The organism is Xanthomonas sp. 3793 (assembly GCF_024806835.1).
Classification (GTDB): domain Bacteria; phylum Pseudomonadota; class Gammaproteobacteria; order Xanthomonadales; family Xanthomonadaceae; genus Xanthomonas; species Xanthomonas arboricola_F.
Genome location: NZ_JANTYU010000004.1, coordinates 701,479 through 717,588 on the forward strand (window position 1 = coordinate 701,479; position 16,110 = coordinate 717,588).

14 protein-coding genes and 1 rRNA gene are annotated in these 16,110 nt (G+C 64.4%); 4 read left to right on the forward strand and 11 right to left on the reverse strand.

Going from position 1 to position 16,110, the window contains the following annotated elements; genetic code table 11:
* Positions 1–60: 60 nt before the first annotated feature.
* Positions 61–1,107, forward strand: coding sequence for a bile acid:sodium symporter family protein (locus tag FHY18_RS16590; RefSeq protein ID WP_259156934.1), 1,047 nt, complete (start codon positions 61–63; stop codon positions 1,105–1,107).
* Positions 1,108–1,275: 168 nt separating this feature from the next.
* Entirely contained in the window at positions 1,276–2,856 is a 1,581-nt protein-coding gene (locus FHY18_RS16595) for a thioredoxin family protein (RefSeq protein ID WP_259156936.1), read from the forward strand.
* Positions 2,857–3,103: 247 nt separating this feature from the next.
* Here FHY18_RS16595 and cyoE read toward each other — a convergent pair whose 3' ends face one another.
* From cyoE to FHY18_RS16615, 4 genes are read right to left on the reverse strand one after another with little or no spacing between them, the layout of a single operon-like run.
* On the reverse strand, positions 3,104–4,000 hold the full coding sequence (cyoE, locus tag FHY18_RS16600; protein WP_046964245.1) for a heme o synthase: 897 nt from the start codon (positions 3,998–4,000) through the stop codon (positions 3,104–3,106).
* A gap of 2 nt (positions 4,001–4,002) precedes the next feature.
* Positions 4,003–5,166 carry a COX15/CtaA family protein gene (locus tag FHY18_RS16605; protein ID WP_259156938.1) on the reverse strand — a complete coding sequence of 388 codons (1,164 nt, stop codon included), beginning with the start codon at positions 5,164–5,166 and terminating at the stop codon, positions 4,003–4,005.
* 10 nt (positions 5,167–5,176) lie between these two features.
* A complete protein-coding gene (locus FHY18_RS16610; RefSeq protein WP_259156939.1) occupies positions 5,177–5,752 on the reverse strand; it encodes a hypothetical protein in 576 nt (191 codons plus the stop codon).
* A 27-nt stretch (positions 5,753–5,779) separates the two neighbouring features.
* On the reverse strand, positions 5,780–6,505 hold the full coding sequence (locus FHY18_RS16615; RefSeq protein WP_259156940.1) for an SURF1 family protein: 726 nt from the start codon (positions 6,503–6,505) through the stop codon (positions 5,780–5,782).
* A gap of 60 nt (positions 6,506–6,565) precedes the next feature.
* Between FHY18_RS16615 and FHY18_RS16620 the strand changes: the two genes are divergently transcribed.
* On the forward strand, positions 6,566–6,784 hold the full coding sequence (locus tag FHY18_RS16620) for a twin transmembrane helix small protein (RefSeq protein ID WP_005996896.1): 219 nt from the start codon (positions 6,566–6,568) through the stop codon (positions 6,782–6,784).
* Positions 6,785–6,882: 98 nt separating this feature from the next.
* On the opposite strand, the gene FHY18_RS16625 is transcribed toward FHY18_RS16620, so the two are convergent.
* From FHY18_RS16625 to FHY18_RS16650, 6 genes are read right to left on the reverse strand one after another with little or no spacing between them, the layout of a single operon-like run.
* Positions 6,883–7,758: a cytochrome c oxidase subunit 3 gene (locus FHY18_RS16625; RefSeq protein WP_046964241.1), complete on the reverse strand. Its 876-nt coding sequence runs from the start codon at positions 7,756–7,758 to the stop codon at positions 6,883–6,885.
* 37 nt (positions 7,759–7,795) lie between these two features.
* Entirely contained in the window at positions 7,796–8,392 is a 597-nt protein-coding gene (locus FHY18_RS16630; RefSeq protein WP_259156941.1) for a cytochrome c oxidase assembly protein, read from the reverse strand.
* The gene (locus FHY18_RS16635; RefSeq protein ID WP_259156942.1) at positions 8,389–8,562 is read right to left on the reverse strand and encodes a hypothetical protein; all 174 of its coding nucleotides are present in this window, start codon (positions 8,560–8,562) and stop codon (positions 8,389–8,391) included. The genes FHY18_RS16630 and FHY18_RS16635 overlap by 4 nt, the downstream gene beginning before the upstream one ends.
* Complete coding sequence (gene ctaD, locus FHY18_RS16640) at positions 8,543–10,147, reverse strand: cytochrome c oxidase subunit I (RefSeq protein ID WP_046964238.1); 1,605 nt, start codon at positions 10,145–10,147, stop codon at positions 8,543–8,545. Before ctaD ends, FHY18_RS16635 begins: the two co-directional genes overlap by 20 nt.
* 41 nt (positions 10,148–10,188) lie before the next feature.
* Positions 10,189–11,145: a cytochrome c oxidase subunit II gene (gene coxB, locus FHY18_RS16645; RefSeq protein ID WP_259156943.1), complete on the reverse strand. Its 957-nt coding sequence runs from the start codon at positions 11,143–11,145 to the stop codon at positions 10,189–10,191.
* Positions 11,146–11,161: 16 nt separating this feature from the next.
* Positions 11,162–11,638: a DUF2244 domain-containing protein gene (locus tag FHY18_RS16650; RefSeq protein WP_259157001.1), complete on the reverse strand. Its 477-nt coding sequence runs from the start codon at positions 11,636–11,638 to the stop codon at positions 11,162–11,164.
* A 278-nt stretch (positions 11,639–11,916) separates the two neighbouring features.
* On the opposite strand from FHY18_RS16650, the gene putA reads away from it, so the two are divergent.
* A complete protein-coding gene (gene putA, locus FHY18_RS16655) occupies positions 11,917–15,117 on the forward strand; it encodes a bifunctional proline dehydrogenase/L-glutamate gamma-semialdehyde dehydrogenase PutA (protein ID WP_259156944.1) in 3,201 nt (1,066 codons plus the stop codon).
* Positions 15,118–15,886: 769 nt separating this feature from the next.
* Here the strand turns inward: putA and rrf are convergent.
* Positions 15,887–16,001, reverse strand: a 5S ribosomal RNA gene (gene rrf / locus FHY18_RS16660).
* Positions 16,002–16,110 lie beyond the last annotated feature (109 nt).

Genomic DNA, 16,110 nt, shown 5'->3' on the forward strand with positions numbered 1-16,110 from the left:
CTGTGCAAGCCGGGCAGCCACGACGACACAGGCTCAGGCAGCGCCCGCACGCGTCGTAGAATGGTCCGCTCCAGGCGCACAATCGCGCGATACCGTCGGATCTCGATGAAGAAGCTGCTGGCGCGGTTGCGCATTGACCCCTTCACCCTCGCGCTGCTGTGCACGGTCACGCTCGCCTCGTTGTTGCCGGTTTCCGGCGCTGCCGCCGCTATCATGGACGATGTCACCGATGTGGCGATCGCCGCGCTGTTCTTCCTGCACGGCGCACGGCTGTCGCGCGAAGCGGTCAAGGCCGGCGCGCTGCATTGGCGCCTGCATCTGGTGATCCTGGCCTGCACGTTCGTGCTGTTTCCGCTGCTCGGCCTGTTGTTCAAGCCGCTGGCGCATATCGCACTGACGCCGGAGCTCTACATCGGCGTACTGTTCCTGTGCGCGTTGCCGTCCACGGTGCAGTCGTCGATCGCCTTTACCTCGATGGCGCGCGGCAACGTGCCGGCCGCAGTCTGCGCGGCCTCGCTTTCCAGCCTGCTGGGCGTGTTTTTCACCCCGTTGCTGATGGGCGCCATGGTCGGCAGCCAGGGCGCAATGGCGCACCCGGCCGAGGCCATCGGCAAGATCCTGCTGCAGCTGCTGGTGCCATTTCTGGCGGGGCATTTCATGCGTCCGTGGATCGGCGGTTGGGTGGAGCGCCATCGCGCGGTGCTGCGCTATACCGACCAGGGCACCATCCTGCTGGTGGTCTACACCGCCTTCAGCGCCTCGGTGAACGAAGGGCTGTGGCAGAAGACGCCACTGCCGGCATTGCTCGCAGTGCTGGGCGCTGCGGCGCTGTTGCTGGCAGTGGCCATGCTGTCGATCACCTTCATTGCGCGCCGGCTTGGCTTCAACCGCGCCGACGAGATCGCCATCGTGTTTTGCGGCTCGAAGAAGAGCCTGGCCACCGGCGTGCCGATGGCCAAGGTGATGTTTGCCGGTGGCGGCCTGGGCGCGATCGTGTTGCCGATCATGCTGTATCACCAGTTGCAGCTGATCGTGTGCGCGTTCGTGGCCGCGCGCTATGCGCGCAATGCACCAGACCAGCCGCAAGGCGCGTCCGGGTCGCATTGACGGTGCGCCGTCAGCGCTCGGACGCTGCGCATCGCGTGACAGCAGTTCGCATCGCCGGACGGTCCGGGTTGTAAGCAGATATACAACGGTTATCACGCATGTCCGCATGCGCGCGCCAGCGCTCGCTAGAGTGCTTGATCGACCTCCTGCCGCCCCACGGTGACTGTCATGACGCTGTCGTTTCGACGCCCCTCCCCGTCCTTGATCGCGCTGCTGGCGGTGCTGGCGACGCTGACTGCCTGCAACAAGCCCGCCCCGCCCGCGGCTCCCGCGCAGACCAAGGCTGCATCCACGCCAGCACCCGCTGCCAGCATCGCCTGGCGCGAGGGCGACGTGGAAGACGCCTTCGCCGAAGCCAAGGAAAGCGGCAAGCCGATCCTGCTGTACTGGGGCGCGGCCTGGTGCCCGCCCTGCAATCGCCTGAAGGCCACCCTGTTCAAGGACCCAGCCTTCATCGCGCGTACCCAGCAATTTGTCGCCGTGCACCTGGATGGCGATTCCGAAGGCGCGCAGGCCTGGGGCGAGCGCTTCGGGGTCAAGGGCTATCCCACCATCATCGTGCTGCGCCCGGATCACAGCGAAGTCACCCGGCTGGCCGGCGATGCCGATAACGCGCGTCTGGTCGACGTGCTACGGGCCGCCGCCAAGAGCACCAGTACCGCCCAGCAATTACTCGACAAGGCGCTGCACACGCCACAACAGCTCAGCGCGGACGACTGGGCCGTGCTCGGCAACTATGCCTGGGGCACCGACGACCGGCTGGTCAAGCCCGCCGACGCCGCCAATGTACTGACCCGGCTCTCCAAATCGGCGCCGCAGCCGGCGCTGCAACGCAGCTTCGCCCTGGCCGCCATTAGCGCCGCAAAGGACCCGCCAGCTGCCAATCCGGCCAATCGCACCTTGCTGGAAGCGGTGCTGGCCGACCCGGCCGAAGTGCGCGCCAATCTGGGTACCCTGAGCTATGTGCCCGCACGCCTGATCACGGCCGCCAGCAACGAGGCTGGCGTCCGCGCTACGCTCTCCAACGCACTGAATCAGGCCTTGGACAAGGTCTACGCCGACACCTCACTGCCGATCTCCGACCGGCTCGGCACTGCCTATGCGCGCATCCAGCTGGCACGGCTGGCGCAAGGCCAGCCCACCGAGACGCAAGCCAAAGGCCCGCAGCCGCCGCTTCCAACCGAGGTGGCCGATCTCGTGCGCCAGCGCGTGCAATGGGCCAGCGACGCGGCCAAGACCGATGAGGAGCGCCAGTCCACCATCAGCACCGCCGCGGCGTTGCTGGGAGAAGCCGGCGATGCCAGCGGTGCCGAGCAACTGCTGCTGGCGGAGCTATCGCGCAGCAAGACGCCGTACTACTACATGCCCGAGCTGGCGGATCTGGCCGAACAGCGGGGAGACAAGAAGACTGCACTGTCCTGGCTCAGGAAAGCTTACGAAAGCGCGCAAGGCCCTGCCACCCGGGTGCAGTGGGGCGTGATGTACGTGGATGGGCTGATCCGGCTCAGCCCGGACGACACCGCCGGCATCGAGAGCGCCGCCACGCAGGTGATCGGCGAACTGGCCGGCCAACCGGATGGCTACAGGCAACGCACCCGGCAGCGCTTCGCCACGCTCGGCACCGCACTGAAGACCTGGAGCAAGCAGCATCGCCGGGAAGGCAGCGCAGTGCTGACGCGCCTTCAACAGAAAATGCAGTCCAGCTGCGATAGCAAAAACACCACCGAGTGCGCCAGCTGGCTGAGCTGAGGTGTGGCGGCTCAGCGTGGCTGTTGCCGGCAACGTGTGATGGATCAATGCACTGGACGAACCCGAAATCTCGGCGTCTGCCGACGCTGACGCCGCGATTGGCTTGGACGCAGCGCAGTTGGCCCGTCTGTTCAACGCCCTTAGCCATGCTCTGAATGCCTGCAGACGCATCGCACGGGATGCGCGGGCTTGCGCAAGCGCGCTGGACGGCTGATCTATAGCGCTGCCGCGCGCGCCACCGCGGCCACTAGCGCACCCAGGGCAACAGCAGGTGATCGACCATCAAGAAGGCGAACAACGCCATCAGATACACGATGGAATAGCCGAACATCTTCATCGAAAACAGTTCGTCCGGCGGGTCCAGCATGCGCCACGCATACCAGAGGAACACCGCGTTGAGCACCACCGCGCCGCCCAGATAGAACACCCCGCTCATGCCCACCGCCACCGGCAGCAAGGTCACGATGGCCAGCACGATGGTGTAGATGAAGATCTGCTTGCGCGTATGCGGCACACCGTGGGTCACCGGCAACATCGGGATCGCCGCCTTGGCGTAGTCGGCGCGCCGGAAGATCGCCAGCGCCCAGAAATGCGGCGGCGTCCAGATGAAGATGATCAGCACCAGGATGGAGGCATTGATCCAGTCGGCCGTGGTCGGCAACCCGGTCACCGCCGCCCAGCCCAGCATCGGCGGCGTAGCGCCGGCCAGCCCGCCGATCACGATGTTCTGCGAGGTCGCCCGTTTCAGGTAGACGGTGTAGATCACTGCATAGCCGATCATCGAGGCGAAGGTCAGCACCGCGGTGATGACATTCACCCAGACCACCAGCATGGTCATGGAGATCGCAATCAATACGCTGGCAAACACCATCACCTGCCACGGCCGCACCTTGCCCACCACCAACGGACGCCAGGAGGTACGCGCCATCTGCGCGTCGATCTTGGCATCGAGCAACTGATTGATCGCCGCCGCCGCCGAGGCGGCCAGCCAGATCCCCACAAAACCCAAGGTGCCCGCGCGCACCTGTGCCCAGGTGGGGACGCCGGGAATGGCCAGGAACATGCCCACCAGCGCAGTGAACACGATCAGTGCCACCACCTTTGGTTTGGTCAGATCCCAATAATCGCGTGCGCTGACAGCCATGCTCACTCCGGCGCGCGCAGCCGCGCCAATAACGACACCAGCACGAACAGCAAGGCAACCGCGCCGCCGTTGTGCAGCACCGACACCTCCAGCGGCAAGGCCAGCTTGACGTTGAGCATGCCCAGCGTCACCTGCACCGCCACCAGCACCGCCAACGCGGTCGCCCACACGCGCATGCCCGGCGAACGCGACAGACGCCACGCCAGCCACCACAGGTACAGCGCGGTCGCGATCGCCCACAAGCGATGCGCCATCTGGATCGCGATGCGCGCTGCGCCATCGAGCACGCCGCCTTCGTAATCCACCCCGATCCCGCGCCACAGCGTGAAGCCTTCGCGGAAGTCATGCGGCGGCCACCACTGGCTGACGCAACGCGGGAAGTTGTCGGCAGACCAGCTGCCGCCGCCGCAGGCCAGCGCCGCGTAATTGGCACTGACCCAGCCGCCCAGCGCGATCTGCAGGCCCAGCACTGCCACACCCAGGCGCAGCAGCCACTTCAGCCGTGAGGCGTCGGCCAGGGTGATCGGCAAATGGGTCGCCCGCCATGCCATCCACACCAACAAAGAGAACATCAGCATGCCGCCGAGCAGATGGCCCATCACCACGATGGGCTTGAGCAGCAGCGTCACCGTCCACATCCCCAGCAGCGCCTGGAAGATCACCACCGCCAGGGTCAGCACCGCCGCACGCGCCAGATCGATATTGCTCCAGCGCAGCGCCGCCAGCAGCAGGATCGCCTCGCCGGCGGTCGCTACAGCCATTGCCGGCATGTGCCAGCCGGACATGTACAAGGGGATCGAGAGCGCCACCAGCGCCGCTGCCGACACCACCTGCGCAATGCCCATGCGGCGGCGACGCGCGGCCAGCAGCGACAGCACCAGCACTTCCACGCCCAGCGCGCCGGCCAGGAAGCGGTGCACCTGCTCGCGCCAGGCCTTGTGCGATTCCAGCGGGCGGATCTTGCTGGCCACGTGCGTGTTGGCTTCGTCGGTGGTCTGCGGCCAGGTGACGCGGCCATAGCAGGTCGGCCAGTCCGGACAGCTCATGCCGGCGTCGGACAGGCGCACGAACGACCCGAACAGGATCGTGCTCGCAGTGAACAGCGCCGCAAGCCAGGCCATGCGGTGGAAGTGGCGGAACAACGCCGGTGGCGCAAACAGATTCATCGAGACGGGCTCACATCAATTTCAGCAGCTTGACCAGATCCGCACGCAAGCCGGCCGGGTCGAACCCCGGGGCATAGCGCAGGATCACGAAGCCGTTGGGGTCGATCACATACACCGGCACGCCAGCGGCATCGTTGCCACGCGGCAGTGCGCCCCGCAGCGAGGCATCGTCGCGCAGCACGCGCAAGGCCGGCATCGGCGGCAGACCGGCGGGCGGCGTTCCGATCCACAGCACCTCCACCTTGTCGGCGCGATGCCCCAGCAGTTGCCAGACCTTGTCCAGTTCTACGGCCAATGCCACGCAGCGCTGCGCGCAGTCTGCCGGCGGCGCCAGCGCGATCCGCCAGATGCGTTCGCCAGGCGCCCACGCGTACGGCTTGCCGTCCGCGCGTACCGGCACCAGTGCACGCAGGTCGGCGGGCGGATTGAGCAATTGTCCGTTGTTGCGCATCGACGCCGGCTGCCAACCGGAGAAGCGCAGCACGCCGGCCAGCAACATCGAGCCGAAGAACAGCACTGCCAGGGCAATCAGCATCCTGCGGCCGCGTTTGACCGAGTGCGGCGTGGCCGATGTAGGAGAGGTCATGCCGGCGATTTTCTCATGCCGCGCGGGTCAGTGCCCGCGCCGCCGACGGCGCCGCGCACGCCACGTCAGCAGCGTCGCAGTGGCCAGCACCGCCGCCGCGAGGCCGAACCATTGCACCGCGTAACCCAAGTGCCGCGCGGGCGGCAGCGTGTTCGGCAGCATCTCCAGATCTCGCGCATAACCGACCGGCACGGCTGGATCCAGCCGCAATACCTGCGACGAAATGTCGCGCCTTCCCAGCATGCTGCGCACCGCCTGCGCATCCAGCCGCGTCGCCAACCAGGCGTTGGACGTGGCGGTGGGCGCCAGCGCCGGCCCGATCGCCAGGCCGGAAGACGGCGGCGCGCTCAGCAGCCCCTGCACCTCGCGCGCACCTTGGAGTGCAGCGATGTTCGGCAGTTGCCGATTTGCCGGCAACGGCAGCCAGCCCAGGTCGACCAACAAGGTGCGCGATGTGCCCTGCGCGGCGGCAAGCTGATAGACACGCACGCCGGCACGCCCGGCATGCAACTGATTGTCCAGCAGCACCTGCTGCGGCAAGAACTGCACACCTCCGCTCACCCAGGCCAGCGGCTGCCGCGCGGCCATTGCCTGCGCCAGCGTCAACGGCGTCTCACGCACATGCGCTGCGCGTTCCAACAACGCCTGTTTGCTGTGCATGCGCTGCAGTTGCCATTGCCCAAGCGCAGCAAACCCCGTGCTCACCAGCACTGCCAGCGCCCACCCCAAGACCGCCGTGTGCTTGCGCGTCATGACAAGCGGCGCAAAAAAGCGTGCAATGCCCGGACCACGTCGACGACCACCGGGGCTGCTGTGAACGATTCGCTCAAGACGCTGCTGATTGTCGCCTTCCTGATCGTGATCCTGTGGAACCTGGGTGCCGGTCTCTACTACCTGCTGACCGACCGCGGCCAGACCAAACGCACCGTCAATGCATTGACCTGGCGCATTGGATTGTCAGTTGCATTGATCGCCATCGTGATCATCGGCATCTACACCGGCTGGATCAAGCCACATGGCATCGGCCGCTGACGCGGCCGACGGGATTGGAGATTGGGGATTGGGGATTGGTAACAGCAAATGCGGATCGCTCTTGCGAATCCCCAATCCCGACTCCCCAATCCCCGCCCTTAAAGCACATACACGAACAGGAACAGCGCCAGCCACACCACGTCGACGAAGTGCCAGTACCACGCGGCCGCTTCGAATGCGAAGTGATTGTCGCGAGTGAAGTGGCCCTTGGCCGCACGCAGCCACATCACCGCCAGCATGATCGTGCCCAGCAGCACATGCATGCCATGGAAGCCGGTGAGCATGAAGAACGTGGAGCCGTAGATGCCCGAGCCCAGGGTGAGATTGAGTTCGGTATAGGCGTGGATGTATTCCTCCGCCTGCAGGAACAGGAACACGCAACCCAGCAGCACGGTCAACCCCAGCCACAGCAGCAGCGCACCGCGCCGACCGCCCTTCAGCGCGTGATGAGCGATGGTCAGCGTCACGCCGGAGCTGAGCAGGATCAGCGTATTGATCAGCGGCAATCCCCAGGCCGGAATGGTCTGGAATTGGCCCCCGATCGTGCCTGGACCATTGGTCGGCCAGGCGGCGGAATAGCCGTTCCACAGCAGCTCGTTGGTCATTACGCCATCGCCTTCGCCGCCCAGCCAGGGCAGCGTCAGCACGCGCGTATAGAACAACGCACCGAAGAAGGCACCGAAAAACATCACCTCGGAAAAAATGAACCACACCATCCCCATGCGGAACGAGCCGTCCACCTGACGGTTGTAGTTGCCTGCATTGGACTCGCGAATGACGTCGCCAAACCACATGAACAAGGTTGCCAGCAACATCGCCATGCCGGCAAAGAATGTCCAGCGCCCCCATGCCGCGTCGTTGAGCCAACTGGCCACGCCAATCATCATCACGAACATCGCAATCGACCCGACGAAGGGCCATTTGCTCTGCGTCGGGACGAAATACGCATCGGCGTTGGGACTGTGATCGGCCATGGCGTTGCTTCCGTGTGGTGGTGCGGGTGGATGAAGGTTACGGTGCCGCGCGCGGCGTGCCGGACACGGCACCGCCCTGCAGTTCCGAGGTCAGCGCGTCATTGCGATAGAACGTGTACGACAACGTGATTGTGGTGACCTCCGCCGGCAGCGCAGGGTCCACGATGAAACGCAGTGGCATGTCGCGCCTCTCCCCGGCCTGCAGCGTCTGCGCGGTAAAGCAGAAGCATTCGGTCTTGTTGAAATAGCCGGACGCTCGCGCCGGCGCAACCGATGGCACCGCGCTCCCCACTACTGCGCGCTTGCTGTCGTTGCGCGCAAAATACAGCGCCTCGTTGAGCTCGCCCGGAACCACGTCCATCGTCATCTGCTCGGGATGGAAGGTCCACGGCAGTTTCGAATTGACCCCGGCATCGAACTCCACGCGCACGGTGCGTTTGCCACCGCCCACCGCATTGGACGCACCTTCGCGGGCGCTCCCAGGTGCGCGCTCCATGCGGATACCGAAGACTTTTTCGCATGCGATGCGATACAGCGGCACCAGCGAAAACGTCAGCACAAAGACGCCCAGCACCACGCCCAGCAGCTTGAACAAACCAGCGGTCGGCGCATGCGTGGGCGCGCGCGCAGTCATCGGCCGATGACGCCCGAGGCAATGAAGCCGGCATAGATCAGCAGCGCAATGATGCCCACCGTGATTGCGGTGCGGCGTACCGCACGCTGCTGCTGCGCCTGCCGCTCGGCAGCGGAGAGTAGACGCGTCACCACCGGCTCCGACGCCGACTCAGTGGCCGATGTCTTCATGCGCAAGATCTCCAGGCTTGATGACCGGCGGCACGGTGAAGGTGTGCGCAGGCGCGGGCGAAGGCACTGTCCACTCCAGCCCCTTTGCACCTTCCCAGGCACGCGCATCGGCACGGGCGCCGCTACGCAGCGACGCCAACAGAATGGCGGCCATCAGGAAGGGCGTGGCAAACATGCCGAACGCACCGATCGAGCTGACCAGGTTCCAGTCGGCAAACACCACGTTGTAGTCGGGGATGCGCCGCGGCATGCCGGCCAGCCCGAGGAAGTGCTGCGGGAAGAACAACAGGTTGACGAAGATCATCGTCCACCAGAAATGGAACTTGGCCCAGGCTTCGTTGTACATGCGCCCGGTCCACTTGGGCCACCAGTAATACACCGCGGCAATCAAGGCAAACACCGCACCGGTGACCAGCACGTAATGGAAATGCGCCACCACGAAATAGGTATCGTGATACTGGAAGTCGGCCGGCACGATCGCCAGCATCAGGCCGGAAAAACCACCAATGCTGAAAAGGATCACGAATGCCACCGCCCACAGCATCGGCGACTCGAACGTCAGCGACCCCTTCCACATCGTGCTGACCCAGTTGAATACCTTCACCCCGGTCGGGATGGAGATCAGCATCGTGGCGAACATGAAGTAGATTTCGCCACCGAGCGGCATGCCCACGGTGAACATGTGGTGCGCCCACACGATGAAGCTCAAGAACGCGATCGCCGCGATCGCATAGACCATCGCCTGATAGCCGAACAGCGGCTTGCGGCTGAAGGTGGGAATGATTTCGCTGACCACGCCGAACGCCGGCAGGATCATGATGTAGACCTCCGGGTGCCCGAAAAACCAGAAGATGTGCTGGTACATCACCGGATCGCCGCCGCCGGCCGCGTTGAAGAAGCTGGTGCCGAAGAACTTGTCGGTCAGCAGCATGGTGACCGCACCGGCCAGCACCGGCATCACCGCGATCAGCAGGAAGGCAGTGATCAGCCACGCCCAGCAGAAGATCGGCATCTTGAGCAGATCGATGCCGGGCGCGCGCATGTTGAGCACGGTGGCGATGATGTTGATCGCGCCCATGATCGAACTGACGCCGGCCACGTGGATCGCAAACACGCTGAAGGCAACGTTGTAGCCGCCCTGCAGCGACAGTGGCGGATACAGCGTCCAGCCGCCGGCAGGCGCGCCGCCGGGCAAAAACAACGTCAGCAACAACAAGGTGAAGGCAACCGGCAGCAACCAGAACGACCAGTTGTTCATGCGCGGCAGCGCCATGTCCGGTGCGCCGATCTGCAGCGGAATCATCCAGTTGGCCAGGCCGACGAAAGCCGGCATCACCCCACCGAAGATCATCACCAGCGCGTGCACGGTGGTCATCTGGTTGAAGAATTCGGGTTTGACGAACTGCAGCCCGGGCTGCATCAGTTCAGCGCGGATCACCACGCTCATCGCCGCGCCGATGATGAACATCACGAAGGAGAACAGCAGATACAGCGTGCCGATGTCCTTGTGATTGGTCGAAAAGAACCAGCGCTCGACGAAGCCGGGCTGGTGGTGTCCGTGGTGATCGACTGCGGTATGCGCCATGACGGAACGACCTCTGCGAAGCGGTACGGTTGCGAGCGGTGTTAGAGAGCGGCGGTCGGTGCGGCAGGTTGTGCTGCCGGTGCTGCCGCAGGCGCAGCCTCACCTGTGGGTGCTGTCGCTGGTGCAGCCGGCGTCGGAGTTGCTGCCGGCGATGCAGCGGGCGCGGTACCGGCAGCGCTGCGACGCGACGCCAGCCAACGCTGGAATTCGGCCTTGGGCAGCGCCTCCACGACGATCGGCATGAAGCCATGATCCTTGCCGCACAACTCGGCGCACTGCCCGCGATACACGCCCGGCTGCTCGATGTTGGTCCATGCCTCGTTGACGATGCCCGGGATGGCGTCCTGCTTCCAGCCCAGTGCAGGCACCCACCACGCATGGATCACGTCGTCGGCGGTGATCACGAAACGGATCTTGGTATCGACCGGCAAGACCAGGCGATTATCGACGTCGAGCAGATAATGCGGTTGCGACGCCACGGTGGGACGTTCGCCGCTTTGCCGGATGCGGTCCGATTCGCGCGCCAGACGGCTGGTGAACTCCACCCCGTGGCCCAGATATTCGTACTTCCACATCCACTGGTAGCCGGTGACCTTGACGGTCATTTCCGACTCGCGGGTGTCGTACATCGCAATCAGCTTGGCCGTCGCCGGCCATGCCATCGCAATCAGCACCAATACCGGAATCACTGTCCACAGCACCTCGGCGCGCGTGTTGTGGCTGAACTGTGCAGCCACCGCGCCCTTGGACTTGCGAAACTTGAAGATCGCATAGCCCATTGCCCCGAACACCAGCGCACCGATCACCACGCAGACCCACAGCGCCACCATGTGCGCCTCGTAGGCCATGCGCGCGGTCTGGGTGACGCCGCGGCCCATATTGAGCTGCCATTCCTTGGGATCGGCCGATTGCGCCCACGCGAGGGGGGTGCCGACCAGCGCCGCCAGCGCCAGACTCAACCTTGTGTACGTCGACTTCCAGCTGCTGCGTTGCGTCATTGCCTAGACCCTTACGTCATCGGTGACGGCCATTGGCGGCCGCGAGCAAGCGTTTCAGCGTATCTGCCAGTTCCACACGTTCGGCCGGCCCGAGAAAACTTCCGATCTCGATCTGCCTGCCGCTGCTCACCAACAGCACCCTGTCGTCGCGTTCCATGCATAGCCGCACCCAGTGCGGATGTGCCTGAAACGCTGGTGGCGCATGGCCGGACGGAAACACCTCAACGGCGGTCTCCCCTACCCGGATCGCTTCTTCGCGCTCGCCACTTCGCCATAACTGCCGTAGCGCCAACGCCACCACACCACTATGCAACAGGGCGAATACCGGCGCGAATGCATTGCCGGTCCACCACCCCAGGCCCGCAAACAACCACATCATTCCTGCCAGAACTGCAAACAGCAGCACGAATTGCCTTGCCGACAGCGCCCGCGGAGGCCGCAACCGCAATTGCGTCCCAACCCCTTCGGACATCAACGGCAGCACTTCGATCATTGGCAACACGCAGCGCACTGCGGGAACAGCCCGATGGTAGACCCGCGCGAACGGATGCGGCAAGCGTTTCCGCCGATCGACGATTTGCTGCAGTGCAGCTAAAAATGCGTGGAAATCAATTACTTCACCGAAGTGGCCGACCCCGCACGCCCTCGAACGCACACGCCAGCACACGCGTGGGCGACCTGCACAAAACGGCGGGAAAGCTGCCGCTTCCACACAAGTGTGCCGGTGCCAGGTCTCTCTAGAATGCGCAAGGATTCCCAGGCACCTCTCGTATGAACGCTCAGCTCGACCCACTTGCCTCTACCGCCCCAGCGCCGCCGCTGCTCGCGCCCGAACTGCCGGTCGCGCCCGGTGCATTGCGCGCGGCCATCACCGCTGCCTGGCTCAAGGACGAAGCCGAACACGTGCACGAACTGCTCGACCAGGCACGCTTGCCAGCCGCAGAACAGGCCAAGGTGCAGGCACTGGCCGCCGATCTGGTCACCCGCGTGCGTGCCCGCGCGCAGGATCAGGGCGCGATCGAAGCCTTCATGCGCCAGTACGATCTGGGCAGCGAGGAAGGCGTGCTGCTGATGTGCGTGGCCGAAGCCTTGCTGCGCATTCCCGATCAGGACACCGCAGACAAGCTGATCCGCGACAAGCTGGGCGATGCGGACTGGAAAAAGCACATGGGAGGCAGCGACTCGGTGCTGGTCAATGCATCGACCTGGGGCTTGATGCTCACTGGCAGGTTGGTACAACTCAACGACCTCACCCGTGCGGATGTGCCCGGTGCCTTCAAGCGCCTGATCGGCCGCGTTGGCGAGCCGGTGATTCGCCTGGCCGTGCGGCAGGCGATGAAGATCATGGGCCACCAGTTCGTCATGGGCCGTACCATCGGCGAGGCGCTGTCGCGTTCGCGCAAGGGCGACAACGCCGACTACCGCTATTCGTTCGACATGCTCGGCGAAGGCGCATTGACCATGAAGGACGCGCAGCGCTATCTGCAGGCATATCGCGACGCCATCCACGCAATCGGCCGCAGCGGCAGCTTCGTCGGCACCGATGTGTTCGCCGCACCCAGCATTTCCATCAAGCTCTCCGCGTTGTATCCGCGCTACGAACACGCCAAGCGCGCACGCGTAATGGCCGAACTTGTGCCGGGCGTGCTGGAGCTGGCGCAGCTGGCCAAATCCTACGGCATTGGCTACACCGTCGATGCCGAAGAAGCCGATCGTCTGGAACTGTCGCTGGATATCATCGAAGCCACCTTCTCCGACCCGTCGCTCGATGGCTGGGAAGGGTACGGGCTGGCAGTGCAGGCCTACCAGAAGCGCACGCCTTACACGATCGATTTCCTGGCCGACCTGGCGCGCCGCGTCGGGCGTCGCATCCCGGTGCGCCTGGTCAAGGGCGCGTACTGGGATGCGGAGATCAAGCGCGCACAGATCGAAGGTCATCCCGGCTATCCGGTGTTTACGCGCAAGCAGAACACCGATGTGTCCTACCTGGCCTGCGCACGGCGCATGTTTGCGCACAGCGACGCGCTGTATCCGATGTTCGCCACCCACAACGCGCAGACCATCGCCGCGGTACGCGCGATCTCTGCCGGCAAGACCTACGAGCACCAGAAATTGCACGGCATGGGCGATGACCTGTATGCCGAGGTGATTCCCGCCGATCGCCTGGGCTTGCCATGCCGCGTGTATGCACCGGTGGGTTCGCACGAAGATCTGCTGCCCTATCTGGTGCGTCGCCTGCTCGAAAACGGCGCCAACTCCAGCTTCGTCAATCGCATCACCGATGAGGACGTCGCCATCGAAGACCTGATTCGCGATCCGGTCGAGGCGGTGTCGTCGTTCGCTTCCATCCCGCATCCCAAAATACCGCTGCCGACCGACCTGTTGCGCAGCCAGAACCAGAACAGGAAGAACTCCATGGGCGCCAATCTCGCCAACGACAACGATCTGCGGCAGCTGGCCGAGCAACTCAATGCCGCCGTCAAACCATGGAAGGCGTCGCCGCTGGTACCGGGTGCGGTGATCGGCACGCCGAGCCAAGCAGTGCTGAACCCGGCCGACCGCCGCGAGACCGTTGGCCATTGGCAAGCGGCCGATCCGGCGACGGTGCAGAAGGCGCTCGCCTCGGCGGCTGCAGCCCAACCGGGCTGGAACCGCACTCCGGCGGCGAGCCGCGCCACCATCCTGGAGCATGCCGCCGACCTGCTCGAAGCGCGCATGCCCGAGTTCATGGCCATCTGCGTCAAAGAGGCCGGCAAGACCCTGTCCGACGCCGTGGCCGAAGTGCGCGAGGCGGTCGACTTCCTGCGCTACTACGCAGGCCAGGCACGCGCGCAATTCGGCGCACCCGAGCGTCTGCCCGGGCCGACCGGCGAGTCCAACGAACTGCAACTGCACGGTCGCGGCGTGTTCGTCTGCATCAGTCCCTGGAACTTCCCGTTGGCGATTTTCCTCGGCCAGGTCGCCGCCGCGCTCGCTGCCGGCAACAGCGTGATCGCCAAGCCCGCCGAGCAGACCAATCTGATCGGCTACGCAGCGGTGAAGCTGCTGCACGAGGCGGGCGTACCGGAGGCTGCCGTGCAATTCCTGCCCGGCGATGGCGCTACCGTGGGCGCTGCACTGACCAACGATCCGCGCGTGGCGGGTGTGGCGTTCACCGGTTCCACCGAAACCGCACGCATCATCAACCGCACCCTGGCCGCGCGCGACGCCGCCATCGGCGTGCTGATCGCCGAGACCGGTGGCCAGAACGCCTTCATCGCCGACTCCTCATCGCTGCCCGAAGCCGTGGTGAAGGATGCAATTTCCAGTGCCTTCATCTCCGCCGGACAGCGCTGCTCGGCGGCACGCGTGCTGTTCGTGCAGGACGACATCGCCGACAAGGTCATGACCATGCTGGCCGGTGCCATGGGGGAGTTGAAGATTGGCGATCCTGCTCTCCTGTCCACCGACGTTGGGCCCGTCATCGACGCAGATGCGCTCAAGATCCTCGACGATCATGCAGCGCGTATGGATCGCGAAGCGCGCCTGATCGGCACTACCACCCCGGATCCAGCCACTGCCAATGGCAGCTTTTTCGCCCCACGTGCGTACGAGCTGGCGTCGCTCGCGCAGCTGCAGCGCGAGGTCTTTGGACCTGTGCTGCATGTCATTCGCTGGAAAGCCGACCAACTCGACGCCGTCATCGACCAGATCAACGCTACTGGCTACGGCCTGACGCTGGGCGTGCATTCGCGCATCGACGAGACCATCGATCGCATCACCGCGCGCGTTGCGGTTGGCAACGTCTACGTCAACCGTAACCAGATCGGCGCGGTCGTCGGCGTACAACCCTTCGGCGGCCAGGGCCTGTCAGGCACAGGCCCGAAAGCCGGCGGTCCGCACTACCTGCTGCGCTTCGCCACCGAGAAGGTCGTCACCGTCAACACGACCGCCGCAGGCGGCAATGCCTCCCTCCTGACACTGGGCGACTGACCTTCGCCTCGATGCAGACGTCATAGTGCGGTCGATTGGACCAACAAAACCCCGCTCACGCGGGGTTTTTTGTTGCTTGTGCCCTGCTAATGGCTCGTGCGAAGGCGATAAGTGATGTAGCCAAGCACGTGCGTATCGAACGCAGTCTCGGTGAGCAGCATGGCGAAGAATAGGCCAGGCACAGGGTTCACTTCGATCTTGACGAGTCGTAGGAACTGATAGCCGCAGGGCCCCTGACGGTCGCAGGGGGGTTGGGCACCTGCATTGGAGTGCAACCAAGGTCCATCTTCCGACACTAGCCGGCGACCCGAACTCCTCGTGCCGATCTATAAGCAGAACGCCAGCACCATCAGGTACTTCTACTACAGACGCCCTAACTGGTCGGTTCTCTGACCACATGCAAGCCAATCGATAAACAGATGTCTTGCAATCATCAGTGCAAGGACGATGCCCATGTAGCACCAAAGAAGTCGGCCCCCCCAGCGAAGCGGGGGTTCTGGTATCGGTGCCATGCTCCGCGTGCGCCTTGAAGGCCCGGGTGCTGCGGTGACATTCAGACGTTTCGGCTTTGCTATCGCGTCCTGCTTCAGCAAGCGCGAGGCGCGCGTCCTGACATGGTGCCTGGCTCAGCCTGAGCCTTGAGCGTGCGATCCGGATGCAGATCAGGTGGTAAGCATCCGGCGTTGCGCTGCGTTGTCGGCGGTTGCGTAGCAGATTTTGGGCAAAAAGAAACCCTCAGTCCTGATGGACTGAGGGTTTCGGGTAAAGCCCCTGGCGATGACCTACTCTCGCATGGCTTGAGCCACACTACCATCGGCGCAGCTGCGTTTCACTTCCGAGTTCGGGATGGGATCGGGTGGTTCCACAGCGCTAATTTCACCAGGGAGACGGTTGGAGCGTCGCCAATATTTGCTTCTCTTCAAAAGTCTGCACAAGGATGTGCAGGCTCTTGCGAAGGGAAGCGCATACAGCGCTCGTCTCGCATAGTTAACT